This window comes from Actinosynnema sp. NPDC023794, from assembly GCF_040639675.1.
GTDB classification, from domain to species: domain Bacteria; phylum Actinomycetota; class Actinomycetes; order Mycobacteriales; family Pseudonocardiaceae; genus Actinosynnema; species Actinosynnema luteola.
Genome location: NZ_JBFAFR010000021.1, coordinates 111,483 through 129,794 on the forward strand (window position 1 = coordinate 111,483; position 18,312 = coordinate 129,794).

18 protein-coding genes are annotated in these 18,312 nt (G+C 72.0%); 6 read left to right on the top strand and 12 right to left on the bottom strand.

Annotated elements, in window-relative coordinates; translation table 11 throughout:
• Positions 1–43: 43 nt before the first annotated feature.
• From AB0H12_RS32150 to AB0H12_RS32165, 4 genes are all read right to left on the bottom strand, one after another.
• On the bottom strand, positions 44–367 hold the full coding sequence (locus tag AB0H12_RS32150; RefSeq protein WP_499628119.1) for a hypothetical protein: 324 nt from the start codon (positions 365–367) through the stop codon (positions 44–46).
• A 104-nt stretch (positions 368–471) separates the two neighbouring features.
• Positions 472–1,473: a methylmalonyl Co-A mutase-associated GTPase MeaB gene (gene meaB, locus AB0H12_RS32155; protein WP_499628121.1), complete on the bottom strand. Its 1,002-nt coding sequence runs from the start codon at positions 1,471–1,473 to the stop codon at positions 472–474.
• On the bottom strand, positions 1,466–3,661 hold the full coding sequence (gene scpA, locus AB0H12_RS32160) for a methylmalonyl-CoA mutase (protein WP_499628123.1): 2,196 nt from the start codon (positions 3,659–3,661) through the stop codon (positions 1,466–1,468). The genes meaB and scpA overlap by 8 nt, the downstream gene beginning before the upstream one ends.
• A complete protein-coding gene (locus AB0H12_RS32165; protein ID WP_499628176.1) occupies positions 3,658–5,517 on the bottom strand; it encodes a methylmalonyl-CoA mutase family protein in 1,860 nt (619 codons plus the stop codon). The genes scpA and AB0H12_RS32165 overlap by 4 nt, the downstream gene beginning before the upstream one ends.
• Positions 5,518–5,636: 119 nt before the next feature.
• On the opposite strand from AB0H12_RS32165, the gene AB0H12_RS32170 reads away from it, so the two are divergent.
• On the top strand, positions 5,637–7,307 hold the full coding sequence (locus AB0H12_RS32170) for a serine/threonine-protein kinase (protein ID WP_499628124.1): 1,671 nt from the start codon (positions 5,637–5,639) through the stop codon (positions 7,305–7,307).
• Between the two features lie 41 nt (positions 7,308–7,348).
• Here the strand turns inward: AB0H12_RS32170 and AB0H12_RS32175 are convergent, their stop codons facing one another.
• Positions 7,349–8,737, bottom strand: a complete 1,389-nt coding sequence (locus AB0H12_RS32175) for an MFS transporter (protein ID WP_499628126.1) — start codon at positions 8,735–8,737, stop codon at positions 7,349–7,351.
• Positions 8,738–8,829: 92 nt separating this feature from the next.
• On the opposite strand from AB0H12_RS32175, the gene AB0H12_RS32180 reads away from it, so the two are divergent.
• On the top strand, positions 8,830–9,642 hold the full coding sequence (locus AB0H12_RS32180) for a purine-nucleoside phosphorylase (protein ID WP_499628128.1): 813 nt from the start codon (positions 8,830–8,832) through the stop codon (positions 9,640–9,642).
• On the top strand, positions 9,639–11,255 hold the full coding sequence (locus tag AB0H12_RS32185) for a phospho-sugar mutase (protein WP_499628129.1): 1,617 nt from the start codon (positions 9,639–9,641) through the stop codon (positions 11,253–11,255). The genes AB0H12_RS32180 and AB0H12_RS32185 overlap by 4 nt, the downstream gene beginning before the upstream one ends.
• Positions 11,256–11,259: 4 nt before the next feature.
• On the opposite strand, the gene AB0H12_RS32190 is transcribed toward AB0H12_RS32185, so the two are convergent.
• The gene (locus AB0H12_RS32190) at positions 11,260–11,592 is read right to left on the bottom strand and encodes a hypothetical protein (RefSeq protein ID WP_230570411.1); all 333 of its coding nucleotides are present in this window, start codon (positions 11,590–11,592) and stop codon (positions 11,260–11,262) included.
• A gap of 205 nt (positions 11,593–11,797) precedes the next feature.
• On the opposite strand from AB0H12_RS32190, the gene AB0H12_RS32195 reads away from it, so the two are divergent.
• On the top strand, positions 11,798–12,247 hold the full coding sequence (locus tag AB0H12_RS32195; protein WP_499628177.1) for a flavodoxin family protein: 450 nt from the start codon (positions 11,798–11,800) through the stop codon (positions 12,245–12,247).
• An 87-nt stretch (positions 12,248–12,334) separates the two neighbouring features.
• On the top strand, positions 12,335–12,760 hold the full coding sequence (locus AB0H12_RS32200; protein ID WP_499628130.1) for a TM2 domain-containing protein: 426 nt from the start codon (positions 12,335–12,337) through the stop codon (positions 12,758–12,760).
• 3 nt (positions 12,761–12,763) lie between these two features.
• Here AB0H12_RS32200 and AB0H12_RS32205 read toward each other — a convergent pair whose 3' ends face one another.
• From AB0H12_RS32205 to AB0H12_RS32225, 5 genes are all read right to left on the bottom strand, one after another.
• The gene (locus AB0H12_RS32205; RefSeq protein WP_499628178.1) at positions 12,764–13,693 is read right to left on the bottom strand and encodes an aldo/keto reductase; all 930 of its coding nucleotides are present in this window, start codon (positions 13,691–13,693) and stop codon (positions 12,764–12,766) included.
• A 69-nt stretch (positions 13,694–13,762) separates the two neighbouring features.
• Complete coding sequence (locus tag AB0H12_RS32210) at positions 13,763–14,671, bottom strand: aldo/keto reductase (protein WP_499628179.1); 909 nt, start codon at positions 14,669–14,671, stop codon at positions 13,763–13,765.
• A 44-nt stretch (positions 14,672–14,715) separates the two neighbouring features.
• On the bottom strand, positions 14,716–15,099 hold the full coding sequence (locus AB0H12_RS32215) for a MerR family transcriptional regulator (RefSeq protein ID WP_499628132.1): 384 nt from the start codon (positions 15,097–15,099) through the stop codon (positions 14,716–14,718).
• An 84-nt stretch (positions 15,100–15,183) separates the two neighbouring features.
• The gene (locus AB0H12_RS32220; RefSeq protein WP_053718933.1) at positions 15,184–15,567 is read right to left on the bottom strand and encodes a type II toxin-antitoxin system death-on-curing family toxin; all 384 of its coding nucleotides are present in this window, start codon (positions 15,565–15,567) and stop codon (positions 15,184–15,186) included.
• A gap of 407 nt (positions 15,568–15,974) precedes the next feature.
• A complete protein-coding gene (locus AB0H12_RS32225; protein ID WP_015105038.1) occupies positions 15,975–16,181 on the bottom strand; it encodes a type II toxin-antitoxin system VapB family antitoxin in 207 nt (68 codons plus the stop codon).
• Between the two features lie 75 nt (positions 16,182–16,256).
• Between AB0H12_RS32225 and AB0H12_RS32230 the strand changes: the two genes are divergently transcribed.
• Positions 16,257–16,853 (top strand): TetR/AcrR family transcriptional regulator, encoded by a 597-nt coding sequence (locus AB0H12_RS32230; protein WP_499628134.1) that lies wholly within the window; start codon positions 16,257–16,259, stop codon positions 16,851–16,853.
• A 67-nt stretch (positions 16,854–16,920) separates the two neighbouring features.
• Here the strand turns inward: AB0H12_RS32230 and AB0H12_RS32235 are convergent, their stop codons facing one another.
• Positions 16,921–18,222 (bottom strand): glycoside hydrolase family 18 protein, encoded by a 1,302-nt coding sequence (locus AB0H12_RS32235; protein WP_499628136.1) that lies wholly within the window; start codon positions 18,220–18,222, stop codon positions 16,921–16,923.
• Positions 18,223–18,312: the final 90 nt, after the last annotated feature.

Consider the following 18,312-nt stretch of genomic DNA (forward strand, 5'->3'; position numbering starts at 1 on the left):
GATGGCGACCACCTGTCGCCCCCGTGTTCCCAGGAAGTGGGAATCAGCCGGACTTGCGACCGGCCTTCCACTTCGACCAGCGCTTCTTGTTGCGCCAGTAGACGAGGGCGAACAGCAGCACCGCGATACCGCCGATCCACAACTTCCGGCGCGTCTCGGCGCCGGACGCGGGCTGCTCCTCCTGGGGGGCGTTGATGTCCGGGCCGGGTGGCACGGTGCCCTCGGGCTGGATGGTGCCGCCGGGCGCCAGGGTCTCCGTGGGCTGGGCCGCGAGGTGCGGCGCCGGCGTCACGGCGGCGCCTGTGCCCGACGCGGTGAAGACACCGGCCAGCACGAACAGGCACACCGCGAGCACAGATCGCCACATGGTCGCCAAGCCTAGCCACCGCCTTTCGTGGTTACCACTGTCGGTGGTCATCCAAACCGGCTTTCGTTCACGTGCTGTGAGCGAACAGGGCCGGAACGTGCCCGCTACGCGCCTTGCTCGGCGTCGGCGCGGAACGCGGCCAGGATGCGTTCGGCGGCCAGCGTGGCGGTCAGCTCACCGGCGCGCACCTGCCGTTCCACCTCGGGCACGACCGAGCGCACGCCCGGCGCCGCGCGCAGGCTCGTGAGCAGCTGGTCGTTCACCATGGCCCAGGTCCAGTCGACCTGCTGGCGACGTCGCCGCTCGGCCAGCCCACCGGCCGCCTCCAGGGTCTCCCGGTGCTTGACGACCTGCTGCCACACGGTGTCGAGCCCGGAGCCGTCCAGCCCGCTGCACGTCAGCACGGGCGGGTGCCACCGGGCGTCCGGCGGGCGCAGCAGCCGCAGGGCGCCGGCCAGCTCGCGGGCGGCCTTGCGGGCGTCCGGCTCGTGCGGGCCGTCGGCCTTGTTCACCGCGATCACGTCGGCCAGCTCCAGCACGCCCTTCTTGATGCCCTGGAGCTGGTCGCCGGTGCGGGCGAGGGTGAGCAGCAGCGAGCAGTCCGTCATGTTGGCCACCGCGACCTCGGACTGGCCGACCCCGACCGTCTCGACCAGCACCACGTCGTAGCCCGCGGCCTCGACCAGCACGATCGACTCGCGGGTCGCCCTGGCCACGCCGCCGAGCGTGCCGGAGGTCGGCGACGGCCGGATGAACGCCGCCTCGTCGACCGCGAGCCGGGCCATCCGGGTCTTGTCGCCCAGGATCGAGCCGCCGGTGCGGGTCGACGACGGGTCGACCGCCAGCACCGCCACCCGGCGGCCCTGCGCGGTCAGCATCGAGCCGAACGCGTCGATGAACGTCGACTTGCCGACGCCGGGCACGCCGGTGATGCCGACGCGGTGCGCGGCGCCCGAGTGCGGCAGCAGCTCGACCAGCAGCTCCTGCGCCGACGCGCGGTGGTCCGGGCGCGTGGACTCGACCAGCGTGATGGCACGCGCCAGCGTGCCCCGGTTGCCGGCGAGCACGCCCTTGGCGTACTCGCCGACGTCGACCGGCCTAGCCATCTCGTCCCGGCAGGTCGTCGTGGCCGAGCTGCCCGGCGAGCTCGCGCAGCAGGTCACCCGCCGCGTCGGCGATGACCGTGCCGGGCGGGAAGATCGCCGCCGCGCCCGCCTCGCGCAACGCGTCGAAGTCCTGGGGCGGGATCACGCCGCCGACCACGATCATGATGTCCTCGCGGCCCATCTCCGCCAACGCCGAGCGCAGCGCGGGCACCAGCGTGAGGTGGCCGGCGGCCAGCGACGACACGCCGACGATGTGCACGTCGGCCTCGACGGCCTGGCGCGCGACCTCCTCCGGTGTCTGGAACAGCGGGCCGACGTCCACGTCGAAGCCGAGGTCGGCGAACGCGGTCGCGATCACCTTCTGGCCGCGGTCGTGCCCGTCCTGGCCCATCTTGGCGACCAGGATGCGCGGCCGACGCCCTTCTGCCTCGGCGAACGCCTCCACCACCTCGCGGGTGGCCACCACGTTGGACACCGATCCCGCCTCCTCCCGGTAGACGCCGGTGATGGTGCGGATCTGCGCGGAGTGCCTGCCCCACACCTTGCCCAGCGCCTCGGAGATCTCCCCGACGGTGGCCTTGGCGCGGGCCGCGGAGATCGCCAGCTCCAGCAGGTTGCCGTCGGAGCCGGCGGCACCGGTCAGCGCGGCCAGCGCGGAGTCCACGCGGGCCTGGTCGCGTTCTTCGCGCAACCGTGCCAGTTTCGCCAGCTGCTGCGCCCGCACACCGGCGTTGTCGACCTTGAGCACGTCGATCTTCTCGTCGAACTCGACCTGGTACTTGTTCACGCCGATCACCGGCTGCCGGCCGGAGTCGATGCGCGCCTGGGTGCGCGCGGCGGCCTCCTCGATGCGCAGCTTCGGGATGCCCGCCTCGATGGCCTGCGCCATCCCGCCCGCGGCCTCGACCTCGGTGATGTGGGACCACGCGCGGTGCGCCAGGTCGTGCGTGAGGCGCTCCACGAACGCGCTGCCGCCCCACGGGTCGATCACCCGCGTGGTGCCGGATTCCTGCTGGAGCAGCAACTGGGTGTTGCGGGCGATGCGCGCGGAGAAGTCCGTCGGCAGCGCCAACGCCTCGTCCAGCGCGTTGGTGTGCAACGACTGCGTGTGCCCCTGCGTGGCGGCCATCGCCTCGACGCACGTGCGCGCGACGTTGTTGAACACGTCCTGCGCGGTCAGCGACCAGCCGGATGTCTGGCAGTGCGTGCGCAGGGACAGCGACTTCGGCGATTTCGGGTCGAACGTCTTGACCAGCTTCGCCCACAGCAGCCGGGCGGCGCGCATCTTGGCGACTTCCATGAAGAAGTTCATGCCGACCGCCCAGAAGAACGACAGCCGCGGCGCGAACGCGTCGACGTCCAGTCCCGCGTCACGGCCCGCCCGCAGGTACTCCACGCCGTCCGCGAGCGTGTAGGCCAGCTCCAGGTCGGCCGTCGCGCCGGCTTCCTGCATGTGGTAGCCGGAGATGGAGATGGAGTTGAACTTCGGCATCCGCCGCGAGGTGAACGCGAAGATGTCCGAGATGATCCGCATGGACGGCTTCGGCGGGTAGATGTAGGTGTTGCGGACCATGAACTCCTTGAGGATGTCGTTCTGGATGGTCCCGGCGAGCTGCTCGGGCGCCACCCCCTGCTCCTCGGCCGCGACGACGTACAGCGCCAGGATCGGCAGGACCGCGCCGTTCATGGTCATCGACACGCTCATCTTGTCGAGCGGGATCCCGTCGAACAGCCGGCGCATGTCGTAGATCGAGTCGATGGCCACGCCCGCCATGCCGACGTCACCGGCCACGCGGGGGTGGTCGGAGTCGTAGCCGCGGTGGGTGGCCAGGTCGAAGGCGACGGAGAGGCCCTTCTGGCCGGCCGCGAGGTTGCGGCGGTAGAAGGCGTTGGACTCCTCGGCGGTGGAGAACCCGGCGTACTGCCGGATCGTCCACGGCTGGTTGACGTACATCGTCGGGTACGGGCCGCGCAGGAACGGCGCGATGCCCGGGTAGGTCGCGAGGAAGTCGAGGCCCTCGGTGTCGGCGGCCGCGTAGACGGGTTTGACGCCGATGCCCTCGGGCGTCTCCCACGTCAACGCGTCCGCGCCCTTGCCGGTCGTCTCCTGGAGCGCGGCGTGCCACTGCGCGGCGTCGGCCGCGGTGGTGGGTTCGCCCAGGTCGACGTCGGCGAAGTTCGGGATCATCGCTGGACTCCAAGGTATTCGAACGTGCGCTCCAGCACTTCCAGGGCCGGGCAGCCGGTGAAGACGTGCTCGTCGACGTCGACGTCGGGGTGCTTGCCGGCCAACAGGATCCGCTCCGCGCCCGCTTCGCGCAGCGCTCGCGCCACGGGTGCGGCCAGTTCGGCGTAGGCGGCGTCGCTGCCGCACAGGCACGCGATCCGGGCGCCGCTCTCGCGGAACTTCGCGACCACGTCGTCCACTGCGGTGGTCGGACCGGCGTCCGGCGTCTCGATGCCGCCCGCCTGGAACAGGTTCGCCGCGAACGCGGCCCGCGCGGTGTGCGCGGCGACCGGGCCCAGGGTGGCCAGGAAGACCTTCGGGCGTTCAGGGCCGGCGTCGGCCGCGTCCCGCAGCGCCTCGAAGTCCTGGGCGTAGCGGATGCGCGGCAGGGGCCGGGTTCGGGGCCCCGGGATTGTCGGACCCTTCTGGGAGAATGAAGACCGGGGATCCCCCGAGGGGGACTCCTGCGAAGCGTGGTCGTCGCCGGGTTCTCCGGGTGCGGGCGGGCGGATCACGGGTTGCTCGCCGAGGTTCGGGAACTCGCTGACGCCGGTCAGGGCGTCGGTCCGGTCGGCCAGGTTCGCCCGGCGCCGTTCCCAGGTGGCCGCGATCCGGTCGCCGACCAGGTCGAACGCCGCCGGCAGCCCGCCGGCGGCCTCGATCTCGCGGAACCACGCCCAGGCCGCCCGCGCGAGGTCGTCGGTGAGCCGCTCCACGTACCAGGAGCCGCCCGCCGGGTCGATCACGGCGGCCAGCTTCGACTCCTCCAGCAGCAGCGACTGCGTGTTGCGGGCGATGCGCCGGGCGAAGTCGTCGGACAGGCCGATCGCGTGGTCGAACGGCAGCACGGTCACCGCGTCCGCGCCGCCGAGGCCCGCGCCGAAGCACGCCACGGTGGTGCGCAGCATGTTCACCCACGGGTCACGGCGGGTCATCATCGCGGGCGACGTGACCGCGTGCTGCAGTTGCGGGCTCGGCGCGCCGGCGACCTCGGTGACCCGCGCCCAGAGCCGCCTGGCGGCCCGGAACTTGGCGATGGTGAGGAACTGGTCGGCGGTCGCCGCGTACCGGAACTCCAGCAGCCGCACGGCTTCCGCGACGTCCAGCCCGGACTCGGTCAGGTGCCGCAGGTACGCCACACCGGCCGCGAGGGACGCGCCCAGCTCCTCCGCGTCCGAGCCGCCTGCCTCGTGGAACGGCAGGCCGTCCACGACGACCAGGCGCAGTCCGGGGAACTCCCGCGTCCTGGCGAGCAGGTCGGTCAGGGCGGCGAGGTCGGCGGGCTGCCCCGTGCGCGCCTGCACGCCCAACGGGTCCGCCCCGACGTTGCCGCGCACCTCACTGGCGAGCACGGGCCGCTGGTCCCAGACCCGCAGCATGGCCCGCCCGGCTTCGAGGAAGTCCACGCCCCCGTCCACGACCACCGGCGCGAGGTCCAGGTAGACGTCGGCCAGCACGTCGTCGTAGGCGGCCGGGTCGAGCCCTTTGAGCCACAGCGACGTGACGCCGTTCTCCAGGTCTGCCATCACCGCCTCGCGGTCGGCGGCCCGGTGCTGCTGGCGGACGTCCCAACCCTCGACCGCGCCCTGCGGCCGACCGCCCCTGGTGAACGGGGCCAAGCCGGGGAAACCGGCGTCCGGCGCCCGGTCGGCGGCGGTGTAGAGCGGCTGCACGGCGATGCCGTCGTAGGTGGTGGTGATCAGCGAGCCGAAGTCCGCGCCCGACTTGCGCAGCACGCCTCGGACCAGGTCCAGCCACTGTTCGCGGTCAGGGGTGGTGAATTCGGCGGCCAACGCCAACTCGCCTGACGGCTCCATCATGCTCCGCAGTGTTACTCACCGGTAGTTCGGCGGCTATGTGAGGTTCACCGCCGTGAACGATGCAGATGCCAGTCTTCCACCCTGGTGGATGATGCCCCAGTGTGGATGATGGCGCAGTGGAATCCGAGCGACTGATCGCCGGCCGCTACCGCCTGCGGCACGTCCTGGGGCGCGGCTCGATGGGCACCGTCTGGGCGGCGCACGACGAGGTGTTGCGGCGGGACGTCGCGGTGAAGGAGATCCTGCGCCCGGAGGGCGGGCCGGACGACGAGGACGAGGTGCTCCGGGAACGCACGCTCCGGGAGGCGCGCTCGGCCGCGGCGCTCGCGCACCCGAACCTGGTCACGTTGTACGACGTGGTGCAGGTCGAGGGCGACCCGTACGTGGTGATGGAGCTGGTGCCGTCGTCGTCGTTGGCGGAGGTCGTGCGGCAGCGCGGTCCGTTGACCGACGTGCAGGGCGCGGTGGTGGCGGACGCGGTGGCCGCCGCGCTGGAGGCCGCGCACCGGGCCGGGATCACGCACCGGGACGTGAAGCCGGGCAACGTGCTGGTGGCCGACGACGGTCGGGTGAAGCTGACCGACTTCGGCATCGCCCGCAACGTCGCCGAGGCCACCCTGACCAGCCGCGGGATCACGTTGGGGACGCCCGCGTTCATCGCGCCCGAGGTGGCGGCGGGCGGGGCGGTGTCGTTCGCGGCGGACCAGTGGTCGTTGGGCGCGACGCTGTTCGCGGCGATGACCGGGCAGCAGCCGTACGAGGGCGCGAACGTGCTGCAGACGATCAACCAGGTGGTGCACGGCGACGCGCCGTCGGCGTCGGCCTGCGGCGCGCTGGAGCCGGTGGTCGCGGGCCTGATGGTGAAGGCGCCGGACGACCGGATCACGTTGGCCGAGGTGCGGCGGCTCGTCCGGCCGTTGCTGCCGGAGCCGGGCGTCGACGTGTTCCCGGCGTCGTCGGCCACCCGGCCGGTGGTGGAGGTCGTGCGGCCGGCGCTGGTCAAGCCGCCGATACCGCCGGAGACGCCGCTGGCCGCCGATCCCGGGCCGTTGCCGTTCATGGTGGCGGAGGCGCCGACGCGCGAGCTGACCCGGCGGCCGGGGTTGACGGTGCTGGTGGCGTTGTCGGCGGTGGTGCTGTTCGCGATCGGCAGCGTGTCGGGCTTCGCCTTGACCAGGACGGTCGCCGGCGCGTCCCTCCTGCCGCCGCCGACCCAGGAGGCGCCGTCACCGCCCGCGATCACCGAGACGCCGTCGCTGCTGCCGACCACGGCGTCGGCCGCGGCGGCGAACGGCGAGCAGGGCGCGGAGTTCACCATCGAGGTGGGGCCGGACTGGACCAGCTTCCTGGAGCAGCGGTCGAACAACGGGCTCGGCCCGAGCACGGTGGTGCACCTGGTCGCGCCGAACGGGTGGTACGAGGTGACGGTCCAGCGGTTCCCGGACTACTACGAGCGGAACACGATCGAGGACTACCTGCGGCTGGTGCGCTCGCGGTGGGCGGAGGACCAGTACTTCGGCGAGGCCCTGGAAGCGACCGACGTCCTGCCGCCGGGCGGCAAGGAGCCGGGCGTCCAGTACAGCTACCGGACCGTCGAACGGGCCACCCCGCTGGCCCGCGGCACCGTCTCCCCCGGCCCCGACCTGCGCCGCAGCCGGTATTCGCGGGTGCTGCCCCGCGGCAACGACCTGTGGGTGGTCGAGGTCGTCGTGCCGACCGAGCAGGAGGAGACGGGGCGGAGCCGGCTGTTCGACACGATCGCGCCGACGTTCCGGGTGACCGACTAGGCGAATGCGGCGACATCCGCCGCCGAATACCGGTCGGTCCATCACCGAACCGAACGCGCGGTCGCGTCGTGGCGTGCGATAGCGGTGATCGTGGCCGCTATTCCGATGACGGCGGTCGTGATCGCGGCGGTGATCGGCCAGCCGAACCATTCGACGGCGGTCGCGCCGAAAGCGGTGCCGAGGCTTCCGCCCACGAAGTACACCAGCATGTACGCGCTGTTGAAACGCGCGGGCGCCGCCGGGTCGAGGGACAGAACGGTGCTCTGATTCGCGACCTGGGCGGCGAAGAGACCGGCGTCGAACAGGGCCAGGCACACAAGGGTCACGACGGTGTTCGCGAGCGTGAAGCCGAGGACGACCGCGGCGGTCCCGGCCACGGCCAAGCCCGCCAGGACGACGCGCCGCGCGCCCACTCGATCGGTCCAGGCGCCGGCGGCCTGTGTCGCGACGACACCGGTGAGGCCGGCCAGCGCGTACAGGCCGATCCGATCGGCCGAGTACGAGTGCGGCGGCGCGGAGAGGGCCACCGCGAGCCCGGACCACACGGCGCAGAACCCGAAGAACCACAGCGCGCCGCGAACTGCCGCGAGCCGGAGCGGCGCGTGCCGGGCGAACAACCCGGGAATCGAGCGCAGGGTGGCGAGGTAGCCGTGCCCGACGCCGCCCCGCGCGGCCGGGAGCACCGACAGCGAGCACAGCGCGACCAGCGCGCAGGCGGCAGCGAACACGAGGAGCGTCCCGCGCCAGCCGATCTCGTCGGCGAGCCGACCGCCCACGATCCTGCCGGCGAGGATCCCGGCCGAGATCCCGGCGGTGACGATTCCCAGGACAGTCGCGCGTCGACGTTCGCCGGCGAGCCGGCCCGCCAGCGAACCGAGTCCCGCACCCACCGCCGAACAGGCTCCGATCACGCCGACCACCAGTCCCAGCACCACTGCGCTGCCCACCGCGGCACTCGCCGCCAACGCGACTGCCAGGACCCCGAACTGAACCGCGAGCACCCGTCTCGGGGAGAAGCGGTCGACCAGCGGAACGAGCAGGCCGAGTCCGACCAGGTAGCCGACCGGGCCGCACGCGAGCGCGATTCCGACCGCGGCGGCGGAAGAGCCCAGGGAATCCGCGACATCCGCGATCGCGGGCTGCAGCGGGTAGATCGTGGACGTCCCGAGCGCGGCCGCAAACGACATGAACCACACCGCGGGTCCACGCGGTCGGGCGGCGATCGGATTCTTGGCGGCGGGGTGAACATCCACAGGAATCGACCGTAGGGAGGCGCCAGTCCGAATGCCGGCGGATTCTCGACCATTCGCTCGGCGAACGGCGTGGTCTTCCGGGTCTTCGGATTCCGCAGCGCACACGTGACTGCGGTCGGGCCGCACGGGTCGCGCACGGCACGGCGGATCGCCGATCGGTCGGATGCCACGTCCCACTGCTCCACCCGTCAACCGCTCCGCCCATCGCGGCGCCGGTGGGACCGCGGCACTGCGGGCACCGGCGAGAGGCGGCTATTAGGCTCGCGCCCGTGACCGGTATCGATGAGAACACCACCCCTGAGGCCCTGGCCTCCGACGCGGCCAAGGCGCTGGCCGAGCGGACCGGCGTGGGCAGGCACGACATCGCCGTCGTCCTCGGGTCGGGGTGGCGCCCCGCCGCCGACCTCATCGGCGAGCCCGACGCCGAGGTGCCCATGGGCGAGCTGCCCGGGTTCGAGGCGCCCACCGCCGTCGGCCACGGCGGCACGGTGCGGTCGGTGAGCGTCGGCGACAAGCACGTGCTGGTCATGCTCGGCCGGACGCACGGGTACGAGGGCAAGGGTGTGGCCAAGGTCGTGCACGGCGTGCGCACGGCCGCCGCGGCGGGTGTCGGCACGGTCGTGCTGACCAACGCGGCGGGCGGGTTGCGGCAGGGCATGGCGGTCGGCCAGCCGGTGCTGATCAGCGACCACCTGAACCTGACCGCGTCGTCGCCGCTGGTCGGGGCGCGGTTCGTGGACCTCACCGACCTCTACTCGCCACGCCTGCGCGACCTCGCCCGGGAGATCGACCCGTCACTGGAGGAAGGTGTCTACGCGGGCCTGCCCGGACCGCACTTCGAGACGCCCGCCGAGATCCGGATGCTGCGCACGATGGGCGCGGACCTGGTCGGCATGTCCACCGTGCTGGAGGCGATCGCGGCCCGCGCGGAGGGTGTGGAGGTGTTCGGCCTGTCCCTGGTGACGAACCTGGCCGCGGGCATCACCGGCGAGCCGCTCAACCACGAAGAGGTGCTGGAGGCGGGCCAGGCGGCGGCGAGCCGGATGGGCGCGCTGCTGCGCGAGCTGGTGACGCGGGCATGACCCTCGCCCCGGCCCTGCGCGACGCGGCGTTCCGCTGGATCGCCGACGACCCCGACCCGGCGACGCGCCTGGAGCTGCAGACCGTCGTGGCGCGGGCGATGGGCGGTGACGCCGCCGCGGCCGACGAGGTGGCCGACCGGATGGCGGGCCCGCTGACGTTCGGCACGGCGGGGCTGCGCGGTCCCGTGCGGGCCGGGCCGAACGGGATGAACCGGGCCGTGGTCATCCGCACCACGGCCGGCCTCGCCGCGTGGCTCAAGGCGCACGGGCACGTCGGCACGGTGTTCGTGGGCCGGGACGCGCGGCACGGGTCGGAGGACTTCGCGGCGGCGGCGGCCGGTGTGCTGGCGGGCGCGGGGTTCACCGTGCGGGTGCTGCCGGGACCGTTGCCGACGCCGATGCTGGCGTTCCTGGTCAAGCGGCACGCCGCGGTGGCGGGGGTGCAGATCACCGCGTCCCACAACCCGCCCGCGGACAACGGCTACAAGCTGTACCTGGCGGGTGGCGGGCAGATCGTGCCGCCGGAGGACCGCGAGATCGAGGCGGCGATCCGGGGCGTGCCCGCGGCCGTGTCGGTGCCGATGTCGGAGGACTACCTGCCGGTGTCGGACGGCGAGCTGGACGAGTACCTGGAACGGGTCGCGTCGCTGCCGCGCGGCGCCCAGCGCGACCTGCGCGTGGTGTTGACGCCGATGCACGGGGTCGGCGGCGCGACGGCGGTGGAGGCGTTGCGGCGGGCCGGGTTCACCGACGTGCGGGTCGTGCGCGAGCAGGCCGTGCCGGATCCGGAGTTCCCGACCGTGGCGTTCCCGAACCCGGAGGAGCCGGGCGCGGCGGACCGGTTGCTGGCGCTGGCGGCGGCGGAGGACGCCGACCTGGCCATCGCACTGGACCCCGACGCCGACCGGTGCGCGCTGGGCGTGCGCGAGCGGGACGGGTCGTGGCGGATGTTGCGCGGCGACGAGACCGGCGTGCTCCTCGGCTCCCTGGTGCTGTCCACTGTGGAGAGCCCGGACCCGTTGGTGGCCACCACGATCGTGTCGTCCTCGTTGCTGAAGTCGATCGCACGGGCGCACGGCGCGCGTTACGCGGAGACGTTGACCGGGTTCAAGTGGCTGGTGCGCGCGGGCGACGGCCTGGTGTTCGCGTACGAGGAGGCGCTGGGCAACTGCGTCGACCCCGCGTACGTCAACGACAAGGACGGCATCTCGGCGGCCGTGGTGGCGTGCGACCTGGCGGCCGGGTTGAAGGCGTCCGGCCGGACCCTGCTGGACGCGCTGGACCAGCTCGCCGTCGACCACGGCCTGCACCTGACCGACCAGGTCTCGCTGCGGTTCACCGACCTGAGCCGGATCGGCGCGTTGATGGCCCGGTTGCGCGGCCGGCCGCCGGCGGGTTTCGCGTTCGAGGACCTGCTGCCGGAGGCCGACGTGGTCAGGCTGACCCGCGAAGGCGTGCGGGTGGTCGTGCGGCCGTCCGGCACCGAGCCGAAGCTCAAGGCGTACCTGGAGGTCGTGGAACCGGTGTCCGACGACCTGCCGGCCGCCCGGGTGCGCGCTCGGGACCGGTTGGCCGAGCTGCGGGCTCAGGTGTCCGAGCTGCTCGCGGACTGAGCGGTCACGAGGCCAGGGCGAGCAGCAGGCACAGCACGGCGACGACGAGCGCACCGCCCGCCACCAGGTAAGGACGCCTGGTCGGCGGGCTCACCGGGCGCGACCGGTGCTGCGTGACGGCGGCGACCGAGATGCGGCCGGAGATGTAGCTGACGGTGCACAGCGCGACGCCGGTCGCGAGGATCATCGTGTTGACGTCCCACGGGCTGTGGTCGACACCCGGCCACAGGGCGATGAACACCAGCGGCAGGCCGATCAACCCGACCCCGATCCCCACCCCGGCGCCCCAGGTGATCCGCCGGTTCCGCTTCATCGTGGCGATGCTGCGAGTTTCCATGACTCCCTCCCGGTCACTACACACTTCAAGACGTGCGGCGGCCCCACCGGTTCCCGCGCGCCGATTGTCGATCTTGCTACGCCGGCCGCACAGCCGCCGACCCGGCCACCTGCCCGAGCCGTTGACCAGGTATGACGGCTTGCCGGGCAGGATCGATGCTACCGAGCGGTTGCCGCGCCGCGCCGATCGCGGCAACCTGGGCCGCGTGCCCCGCCTGCTGATCGTGCACCACACGCCGTCGCCCGCGATGCAGGAGCTGTTCGAGGCGGTGGTCGAGGGGGCGAACGACCCGGAGATCGACGGTGTCGAGGTCGTGCGGCGGCCGGCGTTGGGCGCGACGGTGACGGACGTGCTGGAAGCCGACGGGTTCATCTTGGGCACGCCCGCCAACATCGGCTACATCAGCGGCGCGTTGAAGCACTTCTTCGACACGATCTACTACCCCTGCCTGGACGCCACGCGCGGCCGGCCGTTCGGGGCCTACGTGCACGGCAACCTGGGCACGGAGGGCGCGGTGAAGGCGGTGCGGGACATCACGACCGGGTTGAAGTGGCGGCCGGTGGTGGAGACGCTGAGCCTCACCGGCGCGCCGGGCGCCGACGCGCGGGAGCGGTGCCGGGAGTTGGGCGCCACGGTCGCGGCCACGTTGCTGTGATCGGGTGATCCATCACGCTCCGATGTGATCGGTAACGCACCGCCTACCGCGTTCGACAGACTGCCGCGACGACATGTGGAGGCAGTCATGACCCAACCGGTCGGTCCCCCGCCGATGTGCGGTTCCTGCGGCGCGTACCTGCAGCCGCCGAGCGTCAACTGCGCCGTCTGCGGTGCGACGCAGTGGCCGGCGACGCAGGCCCCGCCGCCGCACCCGCCCGCGCACCCCGCGCCCTACGGGATGCCGGTGCGCGGCGTGGTGACCGCCAAGAACCCCGGCATCGCGGTGCTGCTGTCGTTGCTGTGGCTCGGGGCGGGCAACCTCTACGCGGGGCAGACGGTGCTCGGCGTGATCCTGCTGCTGGCGAACTTCCCGTTGATCCTCCTGGCCATGACGGTGCTCGGGCTGATCATCGCGTTCCCCGTGTGGGTGGTGCTGGTGATCGTGTCGATCGTGCTGGCCATGCAGGGCGCGAAGGACTTCAACCGGCGCAACGGCATCGTGGTCCGGTAGCGCCTACCGGCCGAGCGAGGGCAGCACCTCGGTCGGGTAACGGGCGCCGGCGACCGCGTCGGGCGGCACGGCCGCGGCGATGCGGGCCAGCTGCGCCTCGGTCAGCTCGAGGTCCGCGGCGGCGGCGTTCTCCTCCACGTACTTCACCCGCTTGGTGCCCGGGATCGGCACCGCGCCCTGGTGGTGGACCCACGCCAACGCGATCTGCGCCGCCGTCACGTCGTGCTCCCGTGCCACCTCGCGCAGCGACTCCACCAGCGCCAGGTTGCGGTCGAAGTTCCCCTCCGCGAACCGCGGCTGGCCGACCAGGCGGAAGTCGCCGGCCGCGAAGTCGTCCTTCGACGTGTACCGGCCGGTGAGGAAGCCGCGGCCGAGCGGCGAGTACGCGACGATGCCGATGCCCAGCTCGCGGCACGTGGGCACGACCTCGGCCTCGATGTCGCGCGACCACAGCGACCACTCGGTCTGCACGGCCGCGACCGGGTGCACGGCGTGCGCCCGCCGGATCGTGTCCGCGCCCGCCTCCGACAGGCCGATGTGCCGGACCTTGCCCTGCTCGACGAGCTCGGCCATCGCGCCGACGGTGTCCTCGATCGGCACCTTCGGGTCGACCCGGTGCTGGTAGTACAGGTCGACGTGGTCCACGCCCAGCCGGCGCAACGACGCGTCGGCGGCCTGCCTGACGTACTCCGGGTCGCCGCGCAGACCCCACTGGGACCGGGGCAGCCCCGGGTCGCGGACGATGGCGAACTTCGTCGCCAGCACGACCTCGTCACGGCGGTCCTCGATCGCGCGGCCGACCAGCTCCTCGTTGGTGAACGGCCCGTACATGTCGGCCGTGTCGAGGAACGTGACGCCCAGGTCGAGGGCGCGGTGGATGGTGGCGGTCGACTCGGACTCGTCACCGGGGCCGTAGAAGTCGCTCATGCCCATGCAGCCCAGACCCTGCGCGCTCACCTCGAGCGCGCCCAACCGGCGGTTCTCCACGGTCGTCCTCCTCGCTCACTTGTTCGACAGTCGCAGGAACTCCGGCGGGTACCGGTCACCGGCGACGGCGGGTGCGGCGGCCTCGATCGCGCGGAGCTCGTCCGCGTCCAGCTCCAGCCCGGCGGCGGCGACGTTCTCCTCCAGGTACCGCACCCGCTTGGTGCCGGGGATCGGGACGACGTGCTCACCCTGGTGGTGCACCCAGGCCAGCGCCAGCTGTCCGGCCGTGACGCCGCGTTCGGCGGCCAGCGCGCGCAGCGCGTCCACGATGGCCGTGTTGCGGGCGAAGTTCTCCTCGGCGAACCGGGGCAGGCCGCGCCGCATGTCGTCCTCGGCCAGGTCTGCGACGGACGTGACGCGGCCGGTGAGGAAACCCCGGCCGAGCGGCGAGAACGGGACGATGCCGATGCCCAGCTCGCGGCACGTGGGCGCGACCTCGGCCTCGATGTCGCGCGTCCACAGCGACCACTCGCTCTGCAGGGCGCTGATCGGGTGCACGGCGTGGGCGCGGCGGATCGTCGCGGCGCTCGCCTCGGACAGGCCGAGGTGACGGACCTTGCCCTCGGCGACCAGCTCGGCCATCGCGCCGACGGTCTCCTCGATCGGCACGTCCGGGTCGACCCGGTGCTGGTAGTAGAGGTCGATGTGGTCGACGCCGAGGCGGCCCAACGACGCGTCGACGGCCTGCTTGACGTAGGCGGCGTCACCGCGCGGCCTGCGGTCCGGGTCGCCGAGCCCGAACTTGGTCGCGAGCACGACCTCGTCGCGGCGGCCCTTGATCGCCCGCCCCACCAGCTCCTCGTTCGCGCCCGCGCCGTAGACGTCGGCGGTGTCGAGGAGCGTGACGCCGAGGTCGAGCGCGCGGTGGATGGTGGCGACGGACGCGACCTCGTCCCCCGCGCCGTAGGACTGGCTCATGCCCATGCAGCCCAGGCCCTGGTTGCCGACCCGGAGTTCGCCCAACGACCTCACGCGGTGATCCCCTCGACGAAGGTGTGCTCGATCTGCTCGTAGTGCGTGATCTTGTACTCGAGCACTTCCAGGCACGACTGCAGCTCGGCGATGCGCTCGCGGACGGCGGCGCGGTGCTCGAACAGCATCTGCTTGCGGCGACCGGCGGTGGCCGCGCCGCGGTGCCTGAGCTGCGCGTACTCGCGCATCATGCGAATGGGCATGCCGGTGGTGCGCAGCCGGGTCAGGAAGGCGAGCCAGCCGAGGTCGTCGTCGCTGTAGTTGCGCCGCCCACCGGAGTCCCGGGCGGGCGGGTCGACCAGGCCGATCCGTTCGTAGTAGCGCAGGGTGTCGATCGACAACCCACTGCGCTCGGCCGCTTGAGCGATCGAGTAAGTCACGGTGTCGACCGTAGGAGCTGGAGTGCACTCCAGGTCAACCCGATTCGCGGTGTCCGGCGCCGCCGCCCCGCACGGGGCCGTCGTTCAGTCGTCCTTGGGCATTCCCCATGCCTCCAGGTGGGCCGCCATGCCGCCCACGTCGATCTGCTCCCGGCCGAGCGCGCGCACCAGGTCGAGGGCTTCGTCCTCCTCGGCGTCGATCCACCAGCCGTTGATGTCGCACAACGTCACGGCGGCGACCCAGCCCAGCCGCCAGTTGCCCTCGGCCAACGGGCGCGTGCGGACGATGGAGTCGAGCAACGCGGAAGCTTTGAGCCAGAGCGTGTCGTACGCCTCGACCCCCAGCACTGTGGCCCTGGGGCGGTGGGCTGCGGAGTCGAGGAGACCTAAGTCGCGCACGACCAGATCCCCGCCGGTGACGGCGGTCGCCAGCACGAGCAAGTCGCCGGCGTCGAGGTAGTTGACCACTGCTTGACGCGCTCCCTGTCCTGAGGGGCGGGGACTCCGGCGCGGCCACGCCGCATCCGGGACGTCTCCGGCGCCACCACCCACCCCCTCAGGTCCGTATCGCCTCCCCGCCCTGGAGGCGGCGAGGATGTTGTCGGCCGCGTTGTGCACCGAAGCGCAACCTGGACGCAGCCCGATCTTCAACGGCGCACCATACCGGTGCGCTTCGGACCGCCGTGGCCGTTCACACATGTATATGGGTGAACGGCCTATGCCGCACCGGTTGAGCTGCATGGATTGATCGTATCGAACATATGTTCGAACGGCGAGGGCGCCAGCGTGCGACCACCCGAAGGTGTGTCGTCGTGGTCAGTGAGTAATCGGTCGGGCGCCCTCAGTACGGGAACCCGCACCCGGGGTCGACCCGATCAGGCGGAGCCGAGGCGGTCGAGCAGGCCCCGGTACTTGGGGAGCACGCGTCCGAGGACCTCGGAAAGCTGCTCCTCCTTCTGCAGCCTGGCCCACCGCTCGGCCAACGCCAAGCGCACGACCTCCTGCTTCGAACGGCCCTCGGCTGCGGCGAGCTCGTCGAGCCGCCGGTTCTCCTCGTCACTCAGACGCAGGGTCATCGCCATGGAGAATGACGGTACCAACTTGATACCACGATGGCCAGGCCGCGAATTATAACAGTGTTGCGATACGATGCCCCGGTGCCACGACCGAAGACACATGACGATGCGCTCCGCGGGCGGCTGCTCGAGCGGGCGGGCGAACTGCTGTCCTCCGAAGGCCCGGGCGCTTTGAGCTTGCGCAGGCTCGCGGCGGATGTCAACACCTCGACCACGGCCGTGTACTCGTTGTTCGGCGGCAAACCGGCGCTGTTGAACGCCGTGTACGAGGAGGCGTTCCGCCGATTCGGTGAACGGATCGCGACCGTGCCGCAGACCGACGACCCGGTGGAGGACCTGGTCCAGATCGGCCTGGCGTACCGGGAGAGCGCGCTGGCCGACCCGCAGTTCTACCTGGTGATGTTCAGCAAGGTCGTGCCGAACTTCGAGCCGTCCGACGAGACGAAGGAGGCGGCCGTGCAGACGTTCCTGCCGGTCGTGCGGGACGTCGGCCGCGCGGTGGAGTCCGGCGCGTTCGCGCAGGACCCGCCGCCCGAGCAGATCGCGCTGGCCATGTGGGGCACGGTGCACGGCCTGGTGAGCCTCGAGCTCAACGGCAACCTGCCGCCGGGGGTCGAGATCGCTCCCGTCTACGAGCGCGCCCTGCGTGCGCACGCGGACGGGTGGCGCATCGCGTGACGGCCGGGGTGGGGCCCGGGGAGGTGGCCGCCGCGAAACCTCCCCGGACCCCGTGGACCGTCCCAGCTCAGGACAGTCCGCTCGTGAGCGCCTTGATCAGCTCGCCGTCGGCGGTGTCGCCGTCGAGCGACCAGATCATCGCGCCGCCAAGGCGCCGTTCGGCCACGTAGCGGCCCTTGCGCTTCATCTCGACCGGGTCGTCCCAGGTCCAGAACGTGGTGCCGTCGAACAACCACGCGTGACCGGCCTTGGCATCCCGGTGCACGGTGAACTTCGCCGACTGCGCCTTGAGGATCCGGTAGTCCTCGTACCCGGCCTCGTAGGTCGCGGGCGCGGGGCCGGCGGCGGGCTGGAACAAGCCGTTGTTCTCGTTGCGCACACCCGTCCAGCCCCGGCTGTAGAACGGCACGCCCATCACGACCTTGCTCTTCGGCGCGCCGTTGCGCAGGTAGTGGTCGATCGCGACCTGCGAGCTGAACGGCGGCGCGGTCGGGTCGGCGGCGGGCGTGCGGAGCGAGGACTGCTGGTTGGTCAGCGGCTCCCAGGCGCCGTGGTAGTCGTAGCCCTGGACGGTGCCGAAGGTCAGCAGGTCGAAGACCTTCTTCACCTCGAAGCCGCGGTCGACCTGGGCGGGGTTGGCGGGCAGGAACGCGGTGAGGTCGTAGCGCTTGCCGGTGCGCCAGGTCAGCTTGCCCAGCTGCTTGCGGTACTCCACGAGCAGCGCGGTGAAGTTCTGCTTGTCCTCGGGCCGCACGACGTTGCCGGGCGCGGCCTCGGACGACGGCCACTCCCAGTCGAGGTCGACGCCGTCGAAAACGCCGGCCGCCGCACCGGGCGCGGCGCCGGGCAGGTTGCCCTTGAGCCACAGGTCGAGGCACGAGGCGACGTGCGCGGCGCGTGACTCGGGGGTGAGGGCGGCGTTGGAGAAGTACTTCGAGCCGGTCCAGCCGCCGAGCGAGATGTTGATCCGCAGCTCGGGGTGCTCGGTCTTGAGCTGCTTGAGCTGGTTGAGGTTGCCGGACAGCGGCTGGCCGGCGACGTCCGCCGTGCCGTCGACGCTCTGCTCGGCGGTGAAGGGCCGCTGGTAGTCCGCCCACGGGTCGGCGCTGACGCACTTGCCGGACTCGTCGAGGAAGCCGAAGGCGTAGTTGAGGTGGGTGAGCCGCGGTGCGGTGCCGTTGGCCACGAGGTCGCGCACCAGGAAGTTGCGGTCGTAGCCGCTCCACTGGGTGTAGTAGCCGACGACGCGCTCGGCCTTCCCGTGCCCGCCGTGGCCGCCATGTCCTCCGTGGGCGGCGGCGTGCGGCGCGAGCGACGCGGTCATCGCGGTGGCCAGGAGGGCCGGGAGCACCCATCTCCTGCTCGACATGCTTCTCCTCGCGGGGCTTCACGTGTGGTCTGGACCACGGTAGTGATGAGGTCTAGACCACCTCTACGGCCGTTCGGCCGAATCCGGTAA

Bases quoted from the DNA above. Each gene is read 5' to 3' on its own strand.
- AB0H12_RS32150 (WP_499628119.1), bottom strand. From the start codon at position 367: ATGTGGCGATCTGTGCTCGCGGTGTGCCTGTTCGTGCTGGCCGGTGTC.
- meaB (WP_499628121.1), bottom strand. From the start codon at position 1,473: ATGGCTAGGCCGGTCGACGTCGGCGAGTACGCCAAGGGCGTGCTCGCC.
- scpA (WP_499628123.1), bottom strand. From the start codon at position 3,661: ATGATCCCGAACTTCGCCGACGTCGACCTGGGCGAACCCACCACCGCG.
- AB0H12_RS32165 (WP_499628176.1), bottom strand. From the start codon at position 5,517: ATGGAGCCGTCAGGCGAGTTGGCGTTGGCCGCCGAATTCACCACCCCT.
- AB0H12_RS32185 (WP_499628129.1), top strand. From the start codon at position 9,639: ATGACCCTCGCCCCGGCCCTGCGCGACGCGGCGTTCCGCTGGATCGCC.
- AB0H12_RS32190 (WP_230570411.1), bottom strand. From the start codon at position 11,592: ATGGAAACTCGCAGCATCGCCACGATGAAGCGGAACCGGCGGATCACC.
- AB0H12_RS32200 (WP_499628130.1), top strand. From the start codon at position 12,335: ATGACCCAACCGGTCGGTCCCCCGCCGATGTGCGGTTCCTGCGGCGCG.
- AB0H12_RS32205 (WP_499628178.1), bottom strand. From the start codon at position 13,693: ATGGGCATGAGCGACTTCTACGGCCCCGGTGACGAGTCCGAGTCGACC.
- AB0H12_RS32210 (WP_499628179.1), bottom strand. From the start codon at position 14,671: ATGGGCATGAGCCAGTCCTACGGCGCGGGGGACGAGGTCGCGTCCGTC.
- AB0H12_RS32225 (WP_015105038.1), bottom strand. From the start codon at position 16,181: ATGGCGATGACCCTGCGTCTGAGTGACGAGGAGAACCGGCGGCTCGAC.
- AB0H12_RS32235 (WP_499628136.1), bottom strand. From the start codon at position 18,222: ATGTCGAGCAGGAGATGGGTGCTCCCGGCCCTCCTGGCCACCGCGATG.